This is a genomic window from Caballeronia sordidicola (genome assembly GCF_000729995.1).
GTDB classification, from domain to species: Bacteria; Pseudomonadota; Gammaproteobacteria; order Burkholderiales; family Burkholderiaceae; genus Caballeronia; species Caballeronia sordidicola_A.
On record NZ_JNFG01000199.1, the window covers coordinates 74,560 to 99,755 of the forward strand.

20 protein-coding genes are annotated in these 25,196 nt (G+C 60.0%); 12 read left to right on the forward strand and 8 right to left on the reverse strand.

The window, feature by feature from the left end; all coding sequences use genetic code 11:
- Nucleotides 1–23: 23 nt before the first annotated feature.
- The 4 genes from FH08_RS0135125 (at nt 24) to FH08_RS0135145 (ending at nt 4,588) form a co-directional block, all read left to right on the forward strand.
- A complete protein-coding gene (locus tag FH08_RS0135125) occupies nt 24–932 on the forward strand; it encodes an AraC family transcriptional regulator (protein WP_035568364.1) in 909 nt (302 codons plus the stop codon).
- A gap of 532 nt (nt 933–1,464) precedes the next feature.
- Entirely contained in the window at nt 1,465–2,526 is a 1,062-nt protein-coding gene (locus FH08_RS0135135) for an NAD(P)-dependent alcohol dehydrogenase (protein ID WP_031362821.1), read from the forward strand.
- A 671-nt stretch (nt 2,527–3,197) separates the two neighbouring features.
- Nucleotides 3,198–3,965, forward strand: coding sequence for a response regulator transcription factor (locus tag FH08_RS0135140; protein ID WP_031362822.1), 768 nt, complete (start codon nt 3,198–3,200; stop codon nt 3,963–3,965).
- Nucleotides 3,966–4,354: 389 nt separating this feature from the next.
- Nucleotides 4,355–4,588, forward strand: a complete 234-nt coding sequence (locus FH08_RS0135145; protein ID WP_031362823.1) for a hypothetical protein — start codon at nt 4,355–4,357, stop codon at nt 4,586–4,588.
- Nucleotides 4,589–4,954: 366 nt separating this feature from the next.
- Here the strand turns inward: FH08_RS0135145 and FH08_RS0135155 are convergent, their stop codons facing one another.
- The 3 genes from FH08_RS0135155 to FH08_RS0135165 form a co-directional block, all read right to left on the reverse strand.
- Complete coding sequence (locus tag FH08_RS0135155) at nt 4,955–5,962, reverse strand: DMT family transporter (RefSeq protein ID WP_075583420.1); 1,008 nt, start codon at nt 5,960–5,962, stop codon at nt 4,955–4,957.
- 31 nt (nt 5,963–5,993) lie between these two features.
- Entirely contained in the window at nt 5,994–6,623 is a 630-nt protein-coding gene (locus tag FH08_RS0135160; RefSeq protein ID WP_031362826.1) for a TetR/AcrR family transcriptional regulator, read from the reverse strand.
- 136 nt (nt 6,624–6,759) lie between these two features.
- Nucleotides 6,760–7,671, reverse strand: a complete 912-nt coding sequence (locus FH08_RS0135165; RefSeq protein WP_031362827.1) for a LysR family transcriptional regulator — start codon at nt 7,669–7,671, stop codon at nt 6,760–6,762.
- A 134-nt stretch (nt 7,672–7,805) separates the two neighbouring features.
- Here FH08_RS0135165 and FH08_RS48880 point away from each other — a divergent pair, with 134 nt between their 5' ends.
- Nucleotides 7,806–8,741: an alpha/beta hydrolase gene (locus FH08_RS48880; RefSeq protein WP_051888842.1), complete on the forward strand. Its 936-nt coding sequence runs from the start codon at nt 7,806–7,808 to the stop codon at nt 8,739–8,741.
- 104 nt (nt 8,742–8,845) lie between these two features.
- On the opposite strand, the gene FH08_RS0135175 is transcribed toward FH08_RS48880, so the two are convergent.
- Nucleotides 8,846–9,712 (reverse strand): LysR family transcriptional regulator, encoded by an 867-nt coding sequence (locus tag FH08_RS0135175; RefSeq protein ID WP_035568262.1) that lies wholly within the window; start codon nt 9,710–9,712, stop codon nt 8,846–8,848.
- Nucleotides 9,713–9,929: 217 nt separating this feature from the next.
- On the opposite strand from FH08_RS0135175, the gene FH08_RS0135180 reads away from it, so the two are divergent.
- Nucleotides 9,930–10,364 carry a VOC family protein gene (locus FH08_RS0135180; RefSeq protein ID WP_031362830.1) on the forward strand — a complete coding sequence of 145 codons (435 nt, stop codon included), beginning with the start codon at nt 9,930–9,932 and terminating at the stop codon, nt 10,362–10,364.
- Between the two features lie 106 nt (nt 10,365–10,470).
- On the opposite strand, the gene FH08_RS0135185 is transcribed toward FH08_RS0135180, so the two are convergent.
- Together FH08_RS0135185 and FH08_RS0135190 are read right to left on the reverse strand one after the other, a co-directional pair.
- Nucleotides 10,471–11,274: a transglutaminase-like domain-containing protein gene (locus FH08_RS0135185; RefSeq protein ID WP_031362831.1), complete on the reverse strand. Its 804-nt coding sequence runs from the start codon at nt 11,272–11,274 to the stop codon at nt 10,471–10,473.
- Nucleotides 11,275–11,414: 140 nt separating this feature from the next.
- Complete coding sequence (locus FH08_RS0135190; RefSeq protein ID WP_051888775.1) at nt 11,415–12,560, reverse strand: zinc-binding metallopeptidase family protein; 1,146 nt, start codon at nt 12,558–12,560, stop codon at nt 11,415–11,417.
- Between the two features lie 271 nt (nt 12,561–12,831).
- Between FH08_RS0135190 and FH08_RS0135195 the strand changes: the two genes are divergently transcribed.
- Genes FH08_RS0135195 through FH08_RS0135205 form a run of 3 tightly spaced genes read left to right on the forward strand, consistent with a single transcriptional unit; the run spans nt 12,832 to nt 19,805 of the window.
- Nucleotides 12,832–16,287 (forward strand): DUF2126 domain-containing protein, encoded by a 3,456-nt coding sequence (locus FH08_RS0135195; RefSeq protein ID WP_031362833.1) that lies wholly within the window; start codon nt 12,832–12,834, stop codon nt 16,285–16,287.
- A gap of 24 nt (nt 16,288–16,311) precedes the next feature.
- Entirely contained in the window at nt 16,312–18,885 is a 2,574-nt protein-coding gene (locus FH08_RS0135200) for a circularly permuted type 2 ATP-grasp protein (RefSeq protein WP_031362834.1), read from the forward strand.
- Entirely contained in the window at nt 18,882–19,805 is a 924-nt protein-coding gene (locus FH08_RS0135205; RefSeq protein WP_031362835.1) for a transglutaminase family protein, read from the forward strand. The genes FH08_RS0135200 and FH08_RS0135205 overlap by 4 nt, the downstream gene beginning before the upstream one ends.
- Before the next feature lie 62 nt (nt 19,806–19,867).
- Here FH08_RS0135205 and FH08_RS0135210 read toward each other — a convergent pair whose 3' ends face one another.
- Nucleotides 19,868–20,485 carry a glutathione S-transferase gene (locus FH08_RS0135210; RefSeq protein ID WP_031362836.1) on the reverse strand — a complete coding sequence of 206 codons (618 nt, stop codon included), beginning with the start codon at nt 20,483–20,485 and terminating at the stop codon, nt 19,868–19,870.
- Between the two features lie 158 nt (nt 20,486–20,643).
- Here FH08_RS0135210 and FH08_RS0135215 point away from each other — a divergent pair, with 158 nt between their 5' ends.
- Both FH08_RS0135215 and FH08_RS0135220 read left to right on the forward strand, forming a co-directional pair.
- Nucleotides 20,644–21,537, forward strand: coding sequence for a LysR substrate-binding domain-containing protein (locus tag FH08_RS0135215; protein ID WP_031362837.1), 894 nt, complete (start codon nt 20,644–20,646; stop codon nt 21,535–21,537).
- A 54-nt stretch (nt 21,538–21,591) separates the two neighbouring features.
- Nucleotides 21,592–22,215, forward strand: a complete 624-nt coding sequence (locus FH08_RS0135220) for a trimeric intracellular cation channel family protein (RefSeq protein ID WP_031362838.1) — start codon at nt 21,592–21,594, stop codon at nt 22,213–22,215.
- 30 nt (nt 22,216–22,245) lie between these two features.
- On the opposite strand, the gene FH08_RS0135225 is transcribed toward FH08_RS0135220, so the two are convergent.
- Nucleotides 22,246–23,151, reverse strand: a complete 906-nt coding sequence (locus tag FH08_RS0135225) for a LysR family transcriptional regulator (RefSeq protein ID WP_031362839.1) — start codon at nt 23,149–23,151, stop codon at nt 22,246–22,248.
- A gap of 290 nt (nt 23,152–23,441) precedes the next feature.
- On the opposite strand from FH08_RS0135225, the gene FH08_RS0135230 reads away from it, so the two are divergent.
- On the forward strand, nt 23,442–24,986 hold the full coding sequence (locus FH08_RS0135230; protein WP_031362840.1) for an MFS transporter: 1,545 nt from the start codon (nt 23,442–23,444) through the stop codon (nt 24,984–24,986).
- Nucleotides 24,987–25,196 lie beyond the last annotated feature (210 nt).

A 25,196-nucleotide genomic window follows, 5' to 3' on the forward strand; every position in this document is an offset into this window, starting at 1 on the left:
ATCGGACAAAAGCGCAGCAACGCATGGTCGCGTTATTGAAGCAGTTGGCGCCAGCGGAGGGGTATAACCTGACGGTGCTGCCCGACGTGCGGTTCCTGCGTTCGAACCGTCCGCTAAGCCGAACCCCCGTGCTATATGAACCAGGTATTGTGATCGTCTGCCAGGGACGCAAGCGCGGCTTTCTGGGCGATGACGTTTATGTTTATGACGCGCAGCACTATCTGGCGGTATCGGTGCCGGTGCCGTTTTCGATGGAAACCGAGGCAAGCGAAGCAGAGCCTATGCTGGCTATCTATTTTCGCCTCGACTTCAACGTGGCGGCTGACCTGATGCTGCAACTCGACGAACGGGCAAGCGCTGTTCCAGCGAAGCCCAAAGGGATGATGTCGACACCGCTCGATGCGCGGCTCGGTTTATCGGTACTGCGGTTTCTCGAGGCGATGAGTTCGCCGCTGGAGGCTGACATTCTTGGCCCCGGACTCGTGCGTGAAATCTACTATCGCGTGCTGACGGGCGAGCAGGGCGGGTCGATGCGCGCAGCGCTCACGCGACAAGGGCATTTCGGCAAGATCGCGAAGGCGCTGCGAAAAATCCATATGTCGTTCCGCGAACCACTGGATGTCGAGCGGCTTGCTTTGGAGGCGAGCATGAGCGTGCCGTCATTTCATTCGCACTTCAAAGCGGTGACCAATACCTCGCCGATGCAATACCTGAAGTCGACGCGGCTTCATCAGGCGCGCCTTTTGATGGTGAGAAACGACGTAACGGCGGCGGTCGCGTGCGCTCAGGTAGGGTATGAAAGTTCGTCGCAGTTCAGCCGCGAATTCAAGCGGCTGTTCGGGCGTAGTCCGATAGAAGAGGCGGACCGGATGAAAAAGACCTTCGCCGTTCCTCAAACCGGACACGATTCCATCTACGTTGCGTCGCATTGATCCGGGCATGATGATGCATGATCCGGTTTGATCACCATCAAGCGAAGCGCAAACAGCGCACCTCGCTTCTGCAAATAACGTCGTGATATCAATCCCCGAATTGCTGCAACACGACATTCCATTAATTGGAATTGTGAAATCGCAATATTTCCATTGAGCGGTTGGTCCAGAATTCGCATACTGGTCTGCGAAGGGGCGCTCGCGTCTTCGGAGCGTTCGGATTCAGATTCAGAATCGAAACGAAGCCTGGCAGCGCGCATTCATGCGCATTCGCAATTCTGCAGCGGCGCAACCGGGCAATGTCGATACAAGTGAGGTCAGGTTTTGGCGCGGTTCCAGACGTCGCCAAGCCCGGGAAACCTTCTTATCAAGCTTGTTGCCTATCGATCCGGCTGTGGTGACGAACGGTGCCGGGGTTGTCCACCGATGGATGCGAATGTTCCGAGCTTTCTGAACGGACAGCGCGCCCCGGTATCGACGAACAGGCAACGAATCAGTAACAAACCAACGAACTATTTTCAAGGACCACACCATGTACAAGACCTATGGCTACGCCGCGCATTCCGCCGATAAGCCGTTTGCTCCCTTCGCCTTCGATCGCCGGGACACGGGTCCGCACGATGTCCGCATCGAAATCCTGTACTGCGGCGTGTGCCATTCGGACCTGCACACCGCGCGCGGCGAATGGGCGGGTACGGTGTACCCGAACGTCCCGGGACACGAAATTGTCGGCCGGGTGACCGAGGTCGGCTCTGAGGTCACGAAGTTCAAGGTTGGCGCGCTGGCGGGCGTCGGCTGCATGGTGGATTCGTGCCGGACTTGCCCGTCATGCCAGGAAGGCCTCGAGCAGTATTGCGAAGGCAGCGGATTTGTCGGCACCTACAATGCGCCCGACAAACATACGGGTGGCGTGACCTACGGCGGTTATTCGAAGTCTATCGTCGTGGACGAAGCCTTCACGCTGCTGGTTCCCGAGAACCTTGAACTCGCCGCCGTGGCGCCGTTGTTGTGCGCGGGGATCACCACGTATTCGCCGCTGCGTCACTGGAACGTCCAGGCCGGGCAGAAGGTCGGCATCGTTGGCCTGGGCGGGCTCGGTCATATGGGCGTGAAGCTCGCGGCGGCGTTCGGCGCGCACGTCGTGCTGTTCACCACGTCGGCCGGCAAGATTGAAGATGCGAAGCGGCTTGGCGCACATGAGGTCGTGATTTCGAAAGATCCGGAGCAGATGGCGAAACACGTCAACTCGTTCGATTTCATCCTCAACACCGTTGCGGCTTCCCATGACCTCGACCAGTTCACGGCGCTGCTTAAGCGTGACGGAACGATGACGCTCGTCGGCGTGCCGGAGCATGCGCATCCGTCGCCGTCTGTCGGCAACCTGATTTTCAAGCGCCGTGCGCTGGCCGGTTCGTTGATCGGCGGCATTGCGGAAACGCAGGAAATGCTCGATTTTTGCGGCAAGCATGGCATCACGTCGGACATCGAGATGATCCGCATGGACGAAATCGACAAGGCCTACGAGCGCATGGTTAAAAGCGATGTGAAATATCGCTTCGTGATCGACATGGCATCGCTGAAAGAAGAGGCCTGAGTATTGGTGAAGCCCTGTTGAACCCAGGGCCGAACCTGGCGGGCTTTCAATACGCCTGTTTTGGCCGCTTCTTGTCATTACGCATCCCCAGAAATGAGGATGCGTAGCGCACGCTAATCGGTTAACTTCTTATTCAGAGCCGGGGGGCTAAGGTCTACACCGCACTCCGATGGCAAAAGCGAACGTGTCAAAGAATGCTCACGCGTTCCGCCATACGAAACTGAGAGACTAAGACCCGCCTTGTGCGGGTCTTTTTTTTGGGCCGATTTTTAGCGCCACGCGCCATAGTCGAACAGGGTATCGATATAACCAAAGCTGGGTTACGGAGCCCGAGCAGTTTCACCAACTGCAATAATCGGCTTGCGGCAACGTAGATTCGAAATGAAGGCCAAGCATTTCCCCGTTTATTAGAAGTACTTCCGCGGCAGTAGAAGTCGGGATTGGGTGCCGGCGGCCTTATCCGGTTGGTTAGCCGCCGCCTCGCAATGCGTTCACAAGATTGGCTCGTCGGTTAAAATAATGACAAACTATTTAACGGCACGAATAAAACAGGCTTGAATCGGCAATATCGTCCGTGTAGTCTGCGGGACAGCATTTTAAAAATAGGGAGGCTTGCGCGTGGAGAAAACGTTCGCGAGCCATTGACCGGGACCGATCAGCATGTCCGTGAAATGTATTTGACGAGCCGGGAAACCCGCCTGGTTTCCGATATCTTCGCCGTGCTTGCCGATTCGCTTCCTGAGCAGTTAATGCGGCAGGAAGTGGGCGTTCGCATGCTTAGCTTGTTGCGCGCGGACCATCTTGGGTCTTATGTCTGGGACGAGACGAAGAAGGAATTCGTCAACCGGGTCTCGTTCAACATGTCGGAAGATAACCTGTCCGAGTACGAGAAGTACTACCAGTACCGCGATACCGTGACCCCTCGGCTGCAAAATTGCCGCGAGGCGGTTCGAGTGACCAACGTGATTCCGCAAGGCGAGCTGATGCGGACCGAACTGTTCAACGACTTTTTGCGTCGTGACGGTTTGCGCTGGGGCATGAACGTCTACGCGTGGGCCGGCGATTCGAACATCGGCGACCTGCGCATCTGGCGCGGTAAACATCGGGAAGATTTCTCCGATCACGACCTCGCCATGGCCGAATTCATTCGCCCGGCTTTTACCGCAGCACTCGCGCGAGCGCGCGCCGAAGCGGGCATGTCAAAGCCGTTTGGACCGCAAGCCAAGCTGATTTCAGAGGACGTGTTGAAGAACCTGACGGCGCGAGAGCGGGATGTGGTCGGGCTGGTGGTGGAGGGATTGCTCGACAAGGAAATCGCATTCCGGCTGGGCATTTCTTATACGACGGTCCGAACTCACATCGACCGTTCTTTCCATAAGCTCGGTGTCGGAAGCCGCTCGAAACTGATTCGTGCGGTGCAGGCGAACGGGCAGCAGTAGGGCGGCATGCGGGCGAAAGGGTTTTTTATAACTCCCCCCGGGCGGAAAATAATCGTCGTTAAACGCTGCGCTCGGCCGAGGGGCTGTTTGAGCATGGAATGCGAACACTAGCGTAATAACCGCTTCAGCAGAAATCCTGTGAAAAATGTAAGCCCGGTATGCCAACTGAATTAAATTCGGTCTCGCCATTGCAAGCAGTGGACACCATTCCCCTTTGCCCAACAACGGTCATTTAGCGCATCTGCCCGGTGCGCGTATGCATTCTAATTATTGTTTTTACCAGAAGGTGATTTCTTGATGTTGCCGCCTAGCGTAAATCCTCAGAATTGAGGATTCGCTATCGGCGAAGTCACGGTATTGTCGGCTCCTTCGTTACTGGAGCATGAGCCGTGAGCTTTGACCAGACCTTCTCAACAGTCCCTCGACATCCGTTATCGGTCGAGGAAGAGATCGCGCATCTGGAGCGGATCGTTCCGCGCTGGAGCGACGAGGGCGGTGGTTCGGTACTCGGCCAGGCTTATTGGCGCAAGCGTTTCGTCGATCTGGCGTGTTATCCGGAATTGACGCCAACCCAGCACGCGACTGTGCGGCGAATGCTCGAATGCGTGAACACGGCAATTTGATCGTGGCGCGGAGAGTAGGCCTTGCGCATAGATGCTTCGATTACTAAAACGTTTTTGATTTTTACTCCAGCTTCCATTGCATCAACCTAAGAGAGAGGGCTGAATATGGAAATGCAATACCGGGGGGCGACGATACGACCCATGGTTGCCCCCGCCCAAGGCGCCTTTGATTCATCCGTGATCATCCGGGACGAGCATGGAAATCAACGCTCGCACGGCACCCTTGGCCGTTTCGCGTCGCATAATGCCGCGACGAATTTTGCGGTGATCTGGGCGATAGCCAGTCTGGACGGAGATGCAGTCCCGCGAGCGCCGTTCCAGGTTATTTGATGGCGTGGGCCGGTGCCATTCGGTATTGGCCCGGCTCTACGAACCTGCAGCAACGCGCCGCGTGCGGCGGCGTAAATAAAGGTTGTTGAGAATCAGCGCCGCGCCTGTCATGCAAGCGCCTGTAATCTGCATGTGGGTCGGGATTAATCCGCTCATCGCCGACACTACAAATGTTGTCACGGGCAGCACGTCCATGAACAGCACCCCATTGAGCGGCGTAAGGATCCTGTTCCCCATGTTCCAGAACAGAATGGCGACAAAACCCGCAACGGGTCCCATATAAAGCAGGTGCGGGACGATGGCGATCAGCATCGCCGTGGTCGGTACCGGCACGACATGAAGCACGAATAACAGCACGTTCAGCCCGATGATCGTGGTCAGGCCGAGCACGGTTGTCATCGTCGTGTACTTGAGCGCGGACCAGGTCGTGAAGGTCGATGCGCTGAACGTGTAGATCACCCAGCACAGCGCACCCACCACAATCAACGCGTTCGCCGAGTAGTGCTGAGGCTCGCTCAGGAGCGCCGCAATATTGCCTTTTGTCACGACCAGTGCGACGCCGGCAAACGACATCAGGATAAACAAAAACGAAACCAGCGGCGGCAGGACGCGGCGCACGATCGAATTGACGATCAAGCCCATCATCGGCTGGGTTGCCATCATGATCGATGCGGTCAGCGCGCCGTCGCGTCCAGCCAATTGCTGTCCGAGAAAAACAAAAGAACCGAATCCACAAAAGCCGATTGACCCCAGCAACCAGGCAAGCGCTATAGGTTCTCCTTTGAACCGGAACGCGCTTCGGCCTTCTTTCAGCCGCAACAGGACGAGAAACGCGCTGCCAGCGATCAGGTAACGCAGCGATGTGAAGGTGAATGGATCGACATGACGGAGTGCGCTTGTCATGACGGGAAACATGATGCCCATCAAAACTGTCGCGCATACGCAGAGCAATACACCTGTCAAGTATCCGGGACGCACACTAACAAAAGATGCGCTGCGAACCGGGGCAGGATTTGTCGCTTGAGGCTCATATAATTTATTCATGACCTATCGTTCAAAAATTAGGAAAAATTTTTTAGAGCAGCGCGCGCAGGGTCATATCGACAATGCCAGCCAACTTCTTTTCGCTTATCTCGACTTTGCCCAGCACCCGAAGTCCTTGCACGATGCATAGCAGGAAAGTACCAACGTCGTTTTCGTCGAGATCAGCATCGAAATCTCCCGCTTGCTGGCCGCGAATCACGGCCGCGGTCAGTTGGGCGCTAATGCGCTGCAGCGTCGTTTCGATGTAAGGCCGCAATACTTCGTCTGCCGGAAGCAGTTCGAGTGCCGCATTGGTGATGAAACATCCATGGCGGCCGGCAAGGTCGGCGCTGAGCCGGGTGTAGTGAAGCAACGCCTCACGCAAGCATTCACGCGGCGGCAGATCGGCTTGCAGACGCTCTTTGAGCCGGGCAACCGCGCCGTCGGCATAACGTTCGAACGCAACGATCAACAGCCCGTGCTTGTCGCCGAATGCGCCGTAGAGGCTGCCGCGCAGTAGGCCGGTTGCCTCGCATAAGGTGCCGACCGAGGTCGCGTTATAACCGCCTTCCCAGAACACCCGGGCGGCGGAATCGACGACTTCGTCGAGATCGAATTCACGAGGCCGTCCGCGCTCCTGAGAGCGGTCGGCAGGCTGCGGCAGGGAAGAGGTTTTTGTCATGCGTGGATATTATGACCTGTCGTTCAATAAATCAAGGTGGCTTGTGCGCATGGGACGGGAGCACTTGAGGCGCATCGACTCGGCGCGTTCCCTGGTGAACCGCGAGCCGGGAACGCCGACGCCGTTAAATGTGGACTCAGCCCGGTTGCCCCGTCAGCGCCGGATTGCTCGCCAGGATCTCCACCAGGAAATCGATGAACACCCGGACCTTGGTCGGCAGGCGGCGGCCGGCGGGGTGGACGGCGCTGATGGCCAGCGGCCCGGGCGCGTAGTCTGCCAGCACGACACGCAGCGCGCCCGAGGCGATCTCAGGTGCGAACGCCCAGACCGGGCCGTGGGCCAGGCCGAGGTCGGCGAGCACCGCGGCGCGGATCTGCTCGGCGTCGGCGGTGCGGAAGTTCGCCCTTGGGTGATGCAGAACGGACCTCGACCCGTCCCGGAACTCCCACGGCAGCGGCTCGTGGAGCGGGGCGAAAATCAGGCAGGCGTGTGCGTCGAGGTCAGTGGGGGTCCGAGGCTCGCCGCGGACTGCGAGGTACGCCGGCGTGGCGACGGTCGCGAATGGCGCCATGGCGATGCGGCGCACTATCATGTTCGAGTCGGCGAGTTCACCGTTGCGGATCGCCAGGTCGACGCCTTCCTCGATCAGGTTGATGTTGCGCCCGGAGCCGGTGAGCTCGACTGAGATGTCCGGATAGCGAGCGAAAAACTCGCGAAGGCGCGGCACGATGTAGAGCCGTCCGAACACCGGGGCGACGGTCACCCGGATCAGGCCGGACGGCGCGGACTGGCCGCGGCCAACCAACGACTCCGCTGCTTCGAATTCGTCGACCAGCCGCAAGGCGGATTCGTAGAAGATTTGACCGGCGTCGGTAAGGGTCATGCTCCGCGAGGTGCGGCGCATCAGTTGAGCACCCAGGTGGGCTTCGAGTGCAGCGATCTGTTTGCTCACCGCAGACTGGCCGACCCCGGCTTCCCGCGCAACGGCCGAGAAACTGCCGCGTTCGACTACACGAACGAAGAGGTGCATTGCGTCGAGCCGGTCCATAGAAGATTCCCAATACTTCCGATCAGGAATGGATTGTATTCCAGGGGCATGGCTTCCGCGCCAAATGGAAATGGATGATCCTCTTGTCAGACGCGGCCGGAGCTTTCCGGTCAAACAACCCAGAGGACATTTCCATGACCAGCGCGACCATCTCCACCACGACGACCACCGTTGAGACCCGGCACGTTCTGTCCGACGACGAGCGCCAAATTGAGCAAGCTGTGCTCGCCGAGATCCACGCACTGTTTTCGAACCCCACCGGCAATCAGCGCGAGACTTATGACACGTTGATCACCAAGACGCCGATCGCCGATGCCGTCACCCTGGAAGCCATCGACCGCGACGGCGTCAGCGGCTGGTGGGTGCGGCCGGCCGGCGCCCCGGCCGACCGGGCGATCCTCTTCGTGCACGGCGGCGCCTACGTGCTGGGTTCGGCCAAGGCTTATCGAGGCTTGGCTAGCCAGGTGGCGGTCCGCGCCGGGGTGGCGGCGTTCGTGGCCGACTATCCGTTGGCGCCCGAGCATGTGTTCCCGGCCGCGCCCGAGGCCGCCGCCGCCGTTCGCCGCTGGTTGGGCAGCCAGGGTGTTTCGCAGGTCGCGCTGGTCGGCGACTCTGCGGGCGGCGGTCTGGCGCTCAGCGTGCTGGGCGATGCGGCGACGACCTCGCCGTCTATAGCGTCCGTCGCGGTCTTTTCGCCCTGGCTCGATCTGGCGATGACCGGCGCCTCGTTCGGCAGTCCCGACATCCACGACCCCATCTTCCAGCCGGAAATGCTTGCCGGGCCAGCCGCGGTCTATCTCGCCGGCGCCGATCCGAAGGACGGCCGGGCGTCGCCGCTCTACGCCGTGCCCGAGGCCCTGCCGCCGTTGCTCATCCAGGTAGGCGGCGACGAGATCCTGCTCGACGACTCGCTACGCTATGCGCAAGCGGCCGGGGAGAAGGGTGGTGAGGTGCGGCTCGATATCTTCGAAGGGCTGCACCACGTCTTCCAGGGTGCGACGAGAGACCTGCCGCCCGCGCGCCGCGCGCTCGACGCGGTAGCGGCATTCCTGAGCCGTCACTGGGCGTAGAGCGACGCGTTCAGGGGAACTGCTGCGGGCAGGTAGATATCGGCGCTCCAGCGGGAGCACCTTTTAATCTGGTTTTGCCTTGGACCCTACTAAACCGGCATCCCTCATCGCAGCAGAACGGCACAGACGGACCCGGCAAACTGCACGGTGACGGTTTGTTCGTTTCGCGTATGCCGCTGGACGAGGCCGATTTCCCGCGTGAAGGTGTCGTCACCAAGAGACAACGCGCGCACGGTCTCCGGCACGCGCAGCGCGGACGACTGTGGAATCAGCGCAACGCCTACCCCGTGCGCCACGAGCCCGACGATCCCCTGTAATTCATCCAGCTCCACGACATCCTGCACCGTCACGCGAATCCGTCTGAGAAAGCGGTCGACGAGGCGGCCACCAAAGGAACTCCGGTCGTATCGAATAAAGGGCTCCGACTTCAGCAGCGCGCGCCACGGTCTGTCCGCAAGCTCGCGCGGGACCAGCAGCACGAAGGTTTCGGTGAGCAGCGTGCGCCAGTGCAGTTCGGCCGGCAACGCGAAAGGGGGTTTGATGATCACCGCGACGTCGACCTCGCCGGAGTCCACTTGTGCGAGCAAGTTGAGCGACACCCCGGGAACCACGCGGATTCGCCACCCTGGCGAAGTCTGTCTGAACAGTTCGATTGCATTGACAAGAAACGAAGCCTGCGCCGAAGCAATAGCCCCCACTCGCAGCTGGCCTGACTGTTCCACGGCACCGCCACGCGCGGCCAGGCGGGCATAAACCGACAACAATTCTTCGGCGGTATCGACAGTCTGCTTGCCGGCGGCATTAAGCGTGGCCGAGCGGCCGGTTCGGTCGAATAGCGGGAAACCCAGGTCTTCCTCCAGCCGCTGGATCTGCGCGCTGACAGCCGATTGCGTCAGTCCAATATGCGCCCCGGCACTCGCGAACGTCCCGAAACGCACCACCGCCAAAAAGGTTTTCAGCTCTCGCATCATGATTTTATCGACCGCTCTGGTGAAGCTTTGGCAGGTTTCAATCAATCGATTTTATTGATACTGAGCTAAAAAAACTATCGTTATTCAACTATTCTTGTTGCCCTTAAACTGTCTTCCGATGGCGTGAGATTCATTTTTCGCGCACCATGACGGCGGTGCGGACAGAGCTAGTCCGTGTCGTCGAATCCGTAGCATTTAACCGATATCCGAGCCCGCCATGAGCGACACCACTGCTGCCATTTCCCCTTTTCATCTCGCCTTTCCGGTTCATGACATCGCGGCCGCCCGTGAGTTTTATGGCGACCTGCTCGGCTGCCCGGAAGGCCGGAGTTCTGCCGACTGGGTGGACTTCAATTTCTACGGGCACCAGATCGTGGCGCATCTCGCGCCGGACGAAATCGGTCATCGGAAGACGAGCGAGGTAGATGGCGATGCAGTCCCGGTCCGGCACTTCGGCGTGGTGCTGCCGATGGATCAGTGGCAAGCGGCATCGGACAAACTCACGGCGGCCGGCGTGGAATTCATCATCGAACCGCATGTGCGCTTCAAGGGCGAAGTCGGCGAACAGGCGACCATGTTTTTCCTGGACCCGTCGGGCAATGCGCTCGAGATCAAGGCGTTTGCGAATATTGCTTCGCTGTTTGCGAAGTAACGCGGGCAGCCAGCTCCGCACGTAGCAAACCCAGGCACTGAATCATTGGCTGGCTCGCACGGCGCCCGCACTCTGTTGAGTTGGGTTGTTGAATACGTCGTGCTGTTTATTGAGGCTCGCAGACCACGCTGAACCTGACCAGGGTGGTGGTGCCGAAGGTGTTGCTCAACGCGACATCGGCGGCGTCGCGGCCTCGAGCCATTAATACACGTCCGGTGCGCGGCGCGTTGTTGCGCGGATCGAATGTCTGCCACGTGTTGCCCAGATACACCTCGATCCAGGCGCAGAAATCCATGGGTGCGTAGGGCGGCGGCAAACCGACGTCACTGATATACCCCGTGCAGTAACGCGCCGGAATGTTCATCGCGCGGCATAACGCGACGGCCAGATGCGCAAAGTCCCGGCACACGCCCACGCCTTCTCGATACGCTTCGAACGCCGTCTTGGTCGGCCGCGCGCAGTTGTAGTCAAAGCGTATGTGCCGATGAACATAGTCGCAAATGGCCTGCACCCGCGCGCGTCCGAGCGGCGTATGGCCGAACATCTTCCAGGCGGCATCGGACAGCAGGTCGGTCTCGCAGTAGCGGCTGCCGAGCAGGAACTGCATGCACTCGTCGGGCAGTTCTTCAACCGCATGCTGATAACCGTTTGGCTCCTGCAATTCCATATAAGGCGGCACGTCGATCAGCCCCTCAGTGGACAGCGTGAGCCAGCCTTTCGGTGCAACCAACCGGCTGCACAGATTGCCGAATGAGTCGTGATACTGCGAGTAAGGCACCTGCGGGTTGACCCTCAGGATGTCCGGGACAAGGATGCTCTGCGCGCGCGACGCGTGCATGTTCAGCATCAGCAGCATCGGTGTCGGCTGCACGCATTCATAGACCAGTTCGTAACCAACGCGGAGCTTCATCGGACTGACCTTTTTAGGTTGAGGCACTTAATAAATGGCCGAGGCGTGGCCGCGGAGCTACTGGCATCGACCTCGCTTGTTTCATTAGGGACGACGGTCAAGCCTAGGTAAAAACAATCGGATTCCTGATTAATTGCTGATCAACCAGCTGCTGCCGCTGGCTGGTCCTGCTTGATTTCCTGCGGACTTTCCTGCTGCACGTCAGCCTTCGCTTGCTGCTGAGCACCAGCGCTTGCAATCACCTTGTGCACGAAACGCAGCTTGGCGACGACCTTCGGCGAGAGCGTAAACGGGTACGCATCGGCGAGTCCCAGGCTTCGATTCAAGCTGTTTAACGCGTACATCAGCGGAAACCATTGCTTCATGAGTTTATCGAAGCTGGCGTTCTCGACCGGCTCGATCTCGGTGAGCGACGGTTCGTTGTCGGACTTGGGATCGAGCTTGAATCCGCAGGCGGCGGCGGTGTCCACCGTATCGACGATATGCAGATAATGCGCCCACGTCTCGGCCCAGTCTTCCCACGGATGCGTGGTGGCGTACGCGCTCACATAAGACTGTTCCCAGTCGGCCGGCGGTCCATTGTCGTAATGCGCCTGGAGTGACTGGGCGTAGTCGGCGCGCTCATCGCCGAACATCTCCCGAAACGGCTCTTCCCAACTTGTATTCGCCACAAGCCGGTCGAAATAGTAGTGACCTATCTCATGCCGGAAATGCCCGAGCAGCGTGCGATACGGCTCGTGCATATCCGCGCGCATGCGTTCACGCAGCGCGTCGTCGGCTTCGGCTATGTTCATTGTGATGAGGCCGTCGTCGTGACCGGTCAGGACCTTGGCCCCCATGTCGCCGTCCTCAAGAAACTCGAATTGCAAACCGGTTTCCGGATTGGTCCGCCGGGAGTCCGTGTTCAGCCCGAGTGCCGAGAGCGCAAACAGCAAGCGCCGCTTGGCCGTCTCAAGCTTGTACCAGTAGACGCGGTTATTCGGCTGAGTGAGATTGGGGATGGTCTGCGTCAGGCTGCACGCCGGGCACAATACGTCCGGCGAGTCGGCCGGGATCATCCAGTTGCAGACATTCTCGAGCGCGTAGTTGTTGCACTGCCGGAACAACGCACCGTTCGCCGATGGATTCAGAGCCCGCCACAGCGGAACATCAGTCGTGCCGGCGGGTTCGAACGCGCAAACTTCGGACAAATCAGGCACGAAGCCCAGCAACGCCGCACAAGATTCGCATTTGACGTTTTCGAAAAAAACGTGATGCTGGCAACGGCCGCAATGAAATGTTTTCATATAAAAGAGATAGGCTGGAAAGCGGAGCGTGGTGGCTTGACGGTGGCTATCAAGCAAGTACCAAGCAAGCCACGTGCCGCTGCAGGAACGGTCCGGTCCCGATGCAAGGGGCGTTTTACGCGCCAGTTTGGTGCATCGACGGACACTTGAAACGGCTTGTACGCAGTATTTCGTGCATGTAAGCCGCCGGGAGCCTTGCCCGATGGTGCATTCGACCAAACGGCATGGAGTTTGCTTTTGAAGATTGCCAAAATTCGTCCAGGAGTCAGGTGTGTCAATCCGTGTCGCGTTGAACCATGTCACGCACTACCGTTATGACCGCCTCGTCGGCCTTTCACCGCAGGTCGTGCGCCTGCGGCCTGCGCCGCATTGCCGTACCCCGATCGTTTCCTATTCGATGCGGGTCGAGCCAGCCGATCACTTCATCAACTGGCAGCAGGACGCGTTCGCCAACTACCAGGCGCGGCTCGTCTTCCAGGAGAAAACGCGGGAATTCAAGATCACAGTCGATCTGGTTGCCGAAATGGCGGTGTACAACCCCTTCGACTTCTTCCTCGAGCCCTACGCCGAGAAATTCCCGTTCGAGTACGAACCGGAACTCGCGGTTGAGTTGGCGCCGTATCTGATCAAGCGCGAGCCCACGCCGTTGCTGGCCAAGTTTGTCGAGAGCATCGACAAGACGCCCAAGGTAACGGCCGATTTCCTGGTCGAACTGAACCAGCGGTTGCAGCACGATATTGGCTATGTGATCCGCATGGAACCCGGCGTCCAGACGCCGGAAGAGACGCTCGACAAAGCGTTGGGATCATGCCGCGACACGGGTTGGCTGCTCGTTGAAACCTTGCGGCAGCTCGGGCTGGCCGCGCGGTTCGTGTCGGGTTACCTGATCCAGCTCACCCCCGACCAGAAGTCCCTCGATGGCCCGAGCGGCACCGAAGTCGACTTCACCGACCTGCACGCGTGGTGCGAGGTCTTCCTGCCTGGCGCGGGCTGGATCGGACTCGACCCGACCTCGGGGCTGCTGGCCGGCGAGGGGCACATCCCCGTCGCCTGCACGCCTGAGCCGGGGAGCGCTGCGCCCATCTCCGGCGCGGTCGATGAAAGCGAAGTCGAGTTCGAGCACATCATGCAGGTGCAGCGCGTGCTCGAAACGCCCCGCGTGACGAAGCCGTACACGGAAGAAGTGTGGACTGCGGTGCAGAAGATGGGCGCGCAAGTCGACCAGCAACTGACCGACATGGACGTGCGCCTGACCATGGGCGGCGAGCCCACGTTCGTCGCCGTGAGCGATCGCGATGCTGCCGAATGGAATACCGACGCACTGGGTCCGACGAAGCGCGGTTATGCGGTCTCGCTGATGGACAAGTTGCGTGCGCGTTACGGCGTGGGCGGTTTCCTGCATCTCGGACAAGGCAAGTGGTATCCGGGAGAGCAGTTGCCGCGCTGGGCCATGTCGCTGTTCTGGCGCGCGGATGGCGAGCCGATCTGGGAAGACCCCAAACTCTTCGCCGATGAACGCGATCCCGGTCAATACACGGCCGAAGATGCACGGCGGTTTATCGAACATCTCGCCGACAAGGTCTCGCTGGATCCGTCGTATATCCAGCCCGGTTACGAAGACACGTTCTACTACCTGTGGCGCGAGCGCCGCTTGCCGGTGAACGTGGACCCGTTCGAATCCGAACTCGACGACGAGATGGAACGCATGCGCTTGCGTCGTGTGTTCGATGCAGGTTTGTCGCAGGTGACGGGTTATGTGCTGCCTATCGCGCGCGAACGTGATGTTCCGCTGCAAGCGCCGACATGGGTCAGCGGCCCCTGGTTTTTCCGCGATGGCCGCATGTACCTGATTCCCGGCGACTCGCCGATGGGTTACCGCTTGCCGCTTGAATCGCTGCCGTGGGTGAGCGAGGGGGACTTTCCTTATCAACATCCGCACGATCCGTTCGGGCCGCCTGCGCCGTTGCGCCAGGCGATGGAATTGCGCATGCAATATCGCGGGGAAGCGATCCCCGGCGAGACCTTAGAAGGAAGAGCGGGCGAGGCTGCCGGAGCAGGCACGGGCGCGGGCGTAGCCGCCGGTACCGGGCGCGCGCCTGCAACCTCAACCCGCGAGCCGTCGCGCGGCGAGTCGGCTTCATGGATCCGGCGTACGGCATTGTGCGTTGAAGCGCGAGATCCGGCGCGTGCGGCGGGACCGGACGTCGAAGAGAAATCATTCGGAAGCGGCAAGAGCCTGCTGCATGTGTTCATGCCGCCGCTGACCGAACTCGATGACTACCTCGACCTGCTCGCGGCCATTGAAGCAACCGCCGCCGATCTGCACATGAAAGTGGTGATAGAAGGCTATCCGCCGCCACGCGATGCCCGTCTCAAGATGCTGCAAGTCACGCCGGACCCGGGCGTGATCGAGGTGAACATTCACCCGGCGTCGAGCTGGGATCAACTCGTCGATCACACCGAGTTCCTGTATCAATCGGCGCACGAAAGTTACCTCAGCACCGAGAAGTTCATGACCGACGGGCGTCACACCGGCACGGGCGGCGGCAATCACTTCGTGCTTGGCGGTGCGACGCCTGCCGACAGTCCGTTCCTGCGACGTCCCGACCTGCTTGCAAGCCTGATCGCGTACTTCATCAACCATCCGTCGATGTCGTACCTGTTCTCGGGATTGTTCCTCGGGCCGACGAGCCAGGCGCCGCGTGTTGACGAAGCACGCAACGACCAGCTCTACGAACTCGAGATTGCGTTCAAGGAGATCGAGCATCAACTCGAACGCCTGGGCGGACGCGATAGTGCATTGCTGCCGCCGTGGCTGATCGACCGGACGTTGCGCAATTTGTTGATCGATGTGACCGGCAACACACATCGCGCGGAGTTCTGCATCGACAAGCTGTATTCACCCGATGGCCCGACCGGCCGCCTCGGCCTGCTCGAACTGCGGGGCTTTGAAATGCCGCCGCATGCGCGCATGAGCCTCGTCCAGCAGTTGCTGTTGCGCACGCTGGTCGCGCGCTTCTGGGACAAGCCGTACACCACGCGTCTCACGCGCTGGGACACGGAACTGCATGACCGTTTCATGCTCAGCACGTTCATCGAAATGGATTTCCACGATGTCATCGCGGACCTCAACGAAGCCGGTTATGCATTCGATGCCGCGTGGTTCGCGCCGCATTTCGAATTCCGTTTCCCGCTTGTCGGAGCGGTCCAGACGAACGGCATCGAACTGACGGTGCGCAGCGCGCTGGAGCCGTGGCACGTGATGGGCGAGCAGGGGTCGCCGGGCGGGACGGTGCGCTATGTGGATTCGTCGGTGGAACGGCTCGAAGTGCGGGTGCTCGGGCTCAACGACAACCGCCATGTGGTGACGGTCAACGGCGTGCCACTGCCGTTGCAACCGACCGGCCGGGTGAGCGAACATGTGGCCGGCGTGCGCTTTAGGGCATGGTCCCAGCCGACGGCGCTGCATCCGTCAATCGGTGTAGATGCGCCGCTTACCTTTGACATAGTTGACACTTGGAGCAACCGTTCCATAGGTGGATGCCGGTATCATGTAGCCCATCCGGGTGGCCGCAACTATGTGACCTATCCGGTCAACGCATACGAGGCTGAAAGCCGGCGGCGCGCACGTTTTTTCAGGATCGGCCATACACCTGGACGGATGGTCGTGGAGGAACCAAAGCGCAGCCTGGAATTCCCTTTCACACTCGATTTGCGCCGACGGTAGCCTTAACAACTAAAACTGCTCAATTTGGCCTTCCAATCCACGCTTCCGTTTGAAGCAATCACGAACCGCGCGAGTGTGTCGTCACACCTTCGCGCGGTCCCGGCCCGGGAGGGTCATTGGGACGAACTGCGCGACGCGTCGGGCCAGTTGCGCGCTTCCTGGCAGCAATTCTTCGATCTCCTCGGCGACGACGGCATAGCCGGCCTCGACCGGGCGACCGCGACCATTGCGCAGCAGGTCCGCGATAACGACATCAGCTACAACGTCTACGCGGACAAGGGCGAACCTCGTCCGTGGTCGCTGGACCTGCTGCCGTTTCTTATCGATGAAAACGAGTGGTCGGTGATCGAGCGCGCGGTGACGCAGCGCGCGAAGTTGCTCAATGCCGTAGTCGCCGATATCTACGGGCCGCAGACACTGCTGCACGACGGCCTGCTGCCGCCCGCGCTGGTGTTTGGACATCCGGGGTATCTGCGCTCGGTGAAGGGCTTCGTGCCGCCCGGCTCGCAGTATCTGCAGCTTGTGGCAGTGGACTTGACGCGTGCCCCTAACGGCGCGTGGACCGTGATGGCGCACCGGACGGAAGCGCCTTCCGGACTCGGTTATGCGCTGGAAAACCGGCTGATCGTCTCCGACGTATTCGCCGAGCCGTTCCGTTCCATGAAGGTCCAGCGGCTCGCCCCGTTCTACTCGCAACTGATCGCAGCACTGGTCCAGGGCGGCCGGGCGCTGATGTCGGGAGAAGGATCGCCGCACATCGCGCTGCTCACGCCCGGGCCTTTCAGTGAAACCTTCTTCGAGCATGCGTTCCTTGCTCGCTACCTTGGCGTCACGCTGGTCGAAGGTAAGGACCTGACCGTGCGCGACGACATGCTGTTCCTGAAGACATTCGCCGGACTGGAACGGGTTCATGTATTGATGCGCCGCCTGGACGATGCATTCTGCGATCCGGTCGAATTGCGCGCTGATTCGACCATCGGCGTGCCGGGCCTGTTGCAGGTGATGCGGGCCGGCAACGTGATGGTGTCCAACGTGCCGGGCTCGGGTTTTGTCGAATCGCCGGCGCTGCATGGTTTCCTGCCGGCCATCTCGCGGGCGCTGCTCGACGAGCCGCTGGCACTCGCCAGCGTGCCCACCTGGTGGTGCGGTGAGGAAGCGGCGCGCGAAGCGGTGCTGGCGCGTCTGGACAAGGCGTTCGTGATTCCCACCTGGCCGGGCTTGGCGCTCAATGGCGGCGGCCCGCGCGGTTTCGGCGACGGCCTGCAACCGCTAGCCGGCTGGCGCACGCGGATCGACGCCATGCCTGATGCTTTCACGATCCAGAACCTGTTCCCGAGTTCGCACGCGCCGCGTTACGAAGACAACACGTTGACAGGACGGCCGTCGGTGCTGCGTGTTTTCGCGATTGCGAATATCGATGGCGGCTGGTCAGTGATGCCGGGCGGATTCACGCGGCTTGGGGCTGAGCGCCAACCGTCGGTATCGATGCAATACGGCAGCAGCAGCGTCGACACCTGGGTGCTGTCGAGCAAGCCGGGTTCAAGCTTCTCGCTGCTCCCCACACCGATCAAACCGGCTGACCTTGCGCGCAAGCATCGGACGGTATCGAGCCGGGCAGCCGAAAACCTCTTCTGGGCCGGACGATACGGAGAGCGCGCCGAGAACAACGTGCGGCTACTGCGCGTGATCCTCTCGTCGATCGACAGCAACGACTCAGAGGGCATGCTGGAGACCATGGTGGACCTCGCGTGGCAGAGTGGCCTGCTGCCGCCGGGTACGCCTTTGCAGGGACACACCGCGCGCGGGCTCGAACGCCTGCTGGTCGCCAACATTGGCGAGAACGGCGCCGCGGCGAGCATAGGCCAGAACCTGGCGAGCCAGGTGCGTGCGAGCAGCGAGATCCGCGGACGTCTTTCGACCGATCACTGGCGCACGATCCTGGCCGCGCGAAACGATTTCCGCGATGCCATCCAGCACTTCAAGCCGGGACCGGACGTGGAGCGTTATGACCGCGTGAAGCTCACGCGAACGCTTGAAACGCTGTCGGCGCAACTGCTCGCGATCAGCGGCGCGCAGGGCGACCGCATGACGCGCGACGAAGCGTGGAAGCTGGTGTTTGCGGGACGGCACATCGAACGCGTATGGACGATGACCACCTTCCTGCGCGTGGCCGCCGAGCATGGCCAGATGACGACGCCGGCCGGGTTCGATTTGCTGCTGCAATTGTTCGACAGCACGCTCACCTATCGATCGCTTTATCCGGGACGTTTCGAGGTTCCGGCACTGATCGACTTGCTGGTGGTCGAGCCGACCAACCCGCGCGGCCTGTATGGCGTGTACAAGCGCTTATGCACAAAGCTCAACGAGATTTCAATTGCGGCCGGCAATACGAACTACGGCGCATTCAGCGACGCCACGCTGTTGCTCAAGTCGCTGCGAGGACTCGAGCAACTTTGCACGACTGACGAGGAAGGGAACTATAGCGAGCTCATCCAGGCCTGCGAAGCACTCGGCGATCACGTGAGCGCCGCTGCGCATGAAATCAGCGCGCGTTACTTCAGCCACGCGAATACGCAGGCATTGCAGGTGTCGTCGTGAAGATTCCGAAAACCGTGTTGTGGGTGTCGCACCGGACGACCTACCGCTATTCAACCTATGTGGAAACCGCTCAGCATCTCGCGACCATCCGGCCGCAGAGCTGCGCGTGGCAGCGGGTGATCTCGCACACCGAAAGCATTGAGCCGAAGCCGCCGTACATCAACAGTCGCGTCGATACCTTCGGTAACGACGTGCTGTATTTTTCGCTCGAGTCACCGCACCGGTCATTGCAGATGGTCAGCGAAACGACCGTTGAACTGACGCCGCGATGGGCCTCGCTCGATCCGGCGACCACCCCGGCGTGGGACGAGGTCGCGAAGGGTATGCGTTTTAGCGCCCACGCCCCGTTTCGCCCGGAGACGGAGTTTTGCTTTGCGTCGCCCAACGTCAGTCTCGGGCAGGATTTGCGGGACTATGCATTGGAGAGCTTTCCTGCGGGGATGCCGCTGGCGCAGGGGGCCATCGACCTGATGCACCGGATTCACGCCGACTTCAAGTACAAGCCTTTGGCGACTTCCTACGACACGCCGGCGCATCGCGCGTTTGAAATGCGCCGGGGCGTCTGCCAGGATTTTGCGCAGGTAATGATCGGATGCATGCGCTCGCTCGGGTTGCCCGCCCGGTATGTGAGCGGATATTTGCGCAATGATCCCGCGCCGGGGCAGGAGAAGCTGATCGGCGCGGATGCATCGCATGCGTGGGTGTCGGTGTTTTGCCCCGGCAGCGGGTGGATCGATCTTGATCCGACGAACGATGTGCTCGCCGATCTCGAACATGTGACGCTTGCCACGGGGCGGGACTATAGCGACGTGTCGCTGCTGCGCGGGATGATTCTCGGCGGCGGGTCACATCGGATCGATGTGGGGGTGACCGTGCTGGCGATGGATGCCGAGTCTGATATGGGCGCTGGCGCTGATTAAGGGGGCGTTGTTCGTACGCGCCGGATGCACTGCGAGCGGTGCGCCGGCGCGAGCGCTTCTCTTCATTCCGGCGGCGTGCTCTCAAAAGCAGGTTGTTGCTCGGCGAAAGCGGAGAACGCTTGCAGGTTCGGATACTCCGCTGCGATAACAATCTTCGGCACCATCATCTGGGTGAATCTCCAGGCGACGGCAACCGTGACGCCCGCCTGTCCAAGCCGATCCGCGTCGAGCGGCAGGGCACCCAACAAGGCCACTTCGGCCTCGAGCCCAGCGTACGCCGCCAGCAACTGAACACTGACGCGATCGACCCACGGCTCATGCTGTTTTTCGACAGGACGCAAGTTGCGTTCATAGACAATCTGAACCGTCTTGTCACACGCTGCCAACGCGAGGCCGGTGAGCCTGGTTGCGCGCAACCGATCGTCCGCGCGGCCGGGTGTCGACGTGTCGGTCGACCCGGCAATGGATGTCACATAGTCGAGGATCAGTGTTGAATCCATCACGCATTGACCATCGTAGAGAATCAAGGTTGGTGCCTTCACGACCGGGTTGAGCTTGCGGAATTCCTCGAAGCCACTGAACACGGAAATCGAACGATGCTCGAAATCAAGCCCAAGCAGCTTGAGACAAATAGCCACCCGGCGAACATAGGGCGAGTCCAGCATTCCAATCAGTTGCATACACTTCCCGTTAGAATATCTATCATGTAGCCGTCTTTATGCGCACCGCTGAACGCGCTTGCACAAGGGCCCCTAAGACAGACGATTCCATCAGGTTATCCATTTAGACGACGTATGAAAAGCGACATAAACAAACGTCTTTCGTAAGAAAATCTTACATGAAAAACATCCCGCCTCTAACCGCGCTCCGATGTTTCGAAGCGGCCGCCAGGCTCGGCGGCGTCACGCTCGCTGCGCGCGAACTCCACGTGACGCACTCGGCGGTCAGTCAGCAGATCAGGATTCTCGAAGACAGCATGGGCATTGCGCTCTTCGTGCGTGAAGCAAGAGGATTGCGGCTCACGGAAGAGGGACGTCTCTATGCGCTCGAAATACGTTCGGCGCTTCGCGATATTGCGAACGCGACGCTTCTGGCCCAGGCCCGTCCTCAAGAAAGCGAACTGGTTATTGCAACGCTGCCGTCGTTTGCGCTGCATTGGCTGCTGCCTCGCTTATCGAGTTTGCGCGAGCATCATCCGTATTACCGGGTGCGCTTGCAGACGAGCCTTGAGATCCAGGACATGCGGCAGGGTCTTGCCGATGTCAGCATTCGAATGGGCCAAGGACATTGGCCCGGTCTCGCCCAGAAAGAGTTGTTCAGCGATGAACTGCTGGTCGTCGCGGCGCCTCATTTCAACGGAGGTGGGCTTCCTCGCTCCGCGGAGGAAATCCTGGCGTGCCCGTTGATAAGAAGCACCGATGCCCCCTGGACCGAGTGGTGCCACGCGGCCAATGTGCGCGAACCCGGCAACGTGAGCGGGCTCTTCGCGAACGATTCGAACATCGTATTGGGCGCAGTGCTGCTGGGGCAGGGGATCGCGCTCGAACGGCGCACGCTCGTTGCAGACGCCATTGCTCGCGGCGAGCTCGTTCAGATTACCGATATACACGTGCCATACCCCTATCCGTACTGGCTGGTCTGGCAGCAACGTGAAGTGTTGAGCGTGAAGCAGGCGCATTTCATGGAATGGATCGACGCTGAGGTGAAGCGTTATCTGGGGCGCGCCGCTTGATGTTATGCCGCGTGCTCCCCGATACTCGAGCACTATCAAACGCAGATCTGAACGATGAAGAAAATAGAAACGACAGTCCTGGTAGCTGACCTCGCGGGCACGGCCGTGTTTGCCGCCGAGGGCGCGATCACCGCCATGCAAAGCGGACTTGACCTGCTCGGGGTGATGGTCCTGTCGTTTGTCGTGGCGCTGGGCGGCGGCGTGATTCGCGATTTGCTGATCGGCGCGACGCCCCCCAATGCCGTGCGCGACTGGCGCTATCCGGCGATCGCGTTCCTCGCGGGCTTGCTGACCTTCATCTTTCACAGCGAGGCCCGCACGCTCTCCGCGCCCTTGCTCATGGTGCTGGACGCAGCCGGGCTTGCGCTGTTCGCCGTTGCGGGCGCGCAGAAGGCGCTGAGCTACGGCATTGGGCCTTTCATATCGACGCTGATGGGTACGATCACCGGCGTAGGCGGTGGCGTGATACGCGACATCCTGCTGGCCCGCGTGCCGATGGTGCTCGTCGCCGATATCTATGCGAGCGCCGCGTTCGTGGGAGGGGTCGTGCTGGTCGTTAGCCGCCGGCTGGGTCTTTCGCCGATGGCCGCCGCACTCCTCAGCGGCGCCGCGTGTTTCATCTTGCGCGTGGCGTCTGTCACGTATGGGTGGCAGTTGCCGAAAGTCGCGCACTGGTGAAAAGGAAAGCACCCCCCGGCGGCCTTAGCTTCAACCCCCGATCATCCCGGGAATCTCGGCGACCAGTGCGTCAATAGCACGCCGCGTCTTCAAGGGCAGGTAGCGCGTTTGAGGCCACACTGCGTGAATATCCTGAGGCAGCATGCCACAGCTATTCATGACCACCACCAGTTCACCGGTCTTCTCGTAACGCGTCAGCAGCCAGCTGGGCAACCACGCCAGCCCAAACCCTTCGATAGCCGCCGCGGCTATCGCCTGCACATCGTCCAGGCTCACTTGCGGCTGGATGCGCGCCTGCCGCACCTGGCCGTCGATATCCCGTACTTGCCAGGGCGACAACGCGCCGGCGCGTGAGTAAGCAATGCCCGCATGTCCGTCCATCTCTTCGAGACTCGCCGGCAGCCCGTGCCGCGCCACATACGACGGCGCGGCGCCAATGCTCGAGTACTGCGTACCCAGACGGCGCGCCGCGAGGCTTACGCTATCGCGTAACTCGCCGATACGAACCGCGAGATCGAATCCTTCTTCCACCAGATCCACCGCGCGATCGCTGAACGAAATGTCGATCTGCAATTGCGGATGCCTGGACGCGAGGCGCAACAGCACCGGCGCCACGCAGAGATGGCCGAAAGCGATCGGCACGCTGACGCGCAAGCGGCCACGCGGTTCGCGCCGGCCGCTTTCCAGATCGGCCTCGGCCGCATCGAGTTCGGCCAGCGCCCGCACGCAGCGATCGTAGTAAGTCTGGCCGTCTTCGGTCAGGCTCTGGCTGCGCGTGGTGCGATGGAGCAGACGCACGCCGAGTCGCGATTCGAGTCGCACGATCACCTTGCCGACGGCCGAGCGCGTCAGGTTCAAACGCTCGGCGGCCAGTGCGAAACTGCCGGATTCAACCACCTGGACGAAGGTTGTCACGCCATGGAGCTTGTCACTCATACCCATCCCTTATTGGTTCCATGGAGGATTCATTGATAGGAAATCAATGAATCAATGACGACTTCAATTCCCTCTATATTACCTTTTCACCCGCAGATGCCGCACGGTGCGCATTTTTAGTTTTTTAGTGAGCGGTTCCATTCAATCTTCCGGTGTAAATCCAACATGCAGAGTTATCGAATCGAGCTCAGTGGTTTATCCAGTGCGTATGGCAAGCCTGCGCACCAACGTTTCACGCCGACATGCGGGAGGCGCGGATAGCCGGAACATCTGGCCAACCCGTGATATTCATGACACTTGCTCAACCCAACAAAAACTCAATTGCATTAGCCGCCATTTGTCTGGCTTCGCTCATGTTCGGCCTGGAAATTTCAAGCGTGCCTGTGATATTGCCCACCCTTGAAAAGGTATTGCACGGTGATTTCAAGGAAATGCAATGGATCATGAATGCGTACACCATCGCCTGCACGACGGTTTTAATGGCGACTGGGACGCTCGCGGACCGGTTTGGCAGGAAACGCATTTTTATGATCGCTATTGTCCTGTTCGGGATCACATCGCTGATTTGCGGAATGGCGCAGAGCGTTTCAGTGTTAATCGTGAGCCGCTTTCTTCAAGGCATAGCCGGCGGGGCGATGCTGATTTGCCAGGTGGCGGTGTTATCGCATCAGTTCCAGGAGGGACAGGCCCGTACCAGAGCCTTCGGCGCCTGGGGGATCATATTCGGCATTGGCTTGGGTTTTGGTCCGCTTGTGGGCGGAGTCGTTGTCGCGGTATCGAATTGGCAATGGGTGTTCTTGATTCACGTTCTGATTGCGACAGTGACGTTGATTCTCGTTTTTAACGGGGTTCAGGAATCCAGCGACCCGCAGGCGAAAAAGCTGGACCTGCTCGGAATGGTCACGCTTTCCCTGTCGGTATTCGGCCTGGCATATTTCATTACGCAAGGGTCCGACCTTGGTTTTACCAGTATCGCGGGCATTGGCATCATTACCGCAGTGGCGATCAGTTTTATCCTCTTTATAATCGCGGAAAAGAGCAATGCTCATCCGATGTTCGATTTTTCCGTGTTCAGGATACGTAATTTTTCGGGGGCGCTGTTTGGATCGATGGGCATGAACTTCAGTTTTTGGCCGTTCATGATTTATCTGCCAATTTATTTCCAGAGTAGCCTGAGATACAACAGCGTAACTGCCGGATCAGCACTTCTGGCTTATACGCTTCCCACGCTGGTGATACCGCCGCTGGCCGAGCGTCTTTCGCTTCGGTATCACCCGGGTGTCGTCATTCCGCTTGGCCTGTTCACCATTGGCGCGGGTTTTATCCTGATGCGCGCGGGCAGTGGTGCGGAGCATGCGAGTTGGCTGACCATGCTGCCGGGGTGCCTGTTGGCCGGCATCGGATTAGGCCTGACCAATACGCCCGTGACCAATACGACGACCAGTTCGGTTCCGAGCACGCGCGCAGGCATGGCTTCGGGCATCGACATGAGTGCGAGGCTCATTTCGCTGGCCATCAATATCGCGCTGATGGGATACATCCTGATAGAAGGCATCTTGTCGTCTTTGACGAACACATTTGCTGGGTCTCTCGATGCGCAACAACTGAGATCGCTAGCTGAACGAATAGCCGCAGGCGATGTTGCCTCTCTCAAGCAGGGGTTGCCGGGGCTGACCCTCCTGGATTCATCGGGAACGGTCGTTCATGCCGCGCTCGTGCATGGCTTTGGCCTGGTCATGCTGTACGGCTGTATTGGCGCGTGGGTGCTGGCCGTGGCCAGTTTCGTGATGTTCGGTCCGAGGAAACAGGTGAGGCAAACCAGTCCGGTGGTTTGACGGGAGGTTCGCGGTTCTTCGCTGATGGGCGCTGGGAGCGCCCATCAGCACAAGTGGCGCGATTGCATGATTCAACGCGCGAGGATCGGAATCGTCTTATTTTCGCGCTACCGTCTCTTCTTGGATCATTTTCGGCTCATTTCGTGTCCTTGCCTCATTCTTGAATCATTTTCGCTTCATTCTCACATCAAAATTAGCCAATCGCATCGA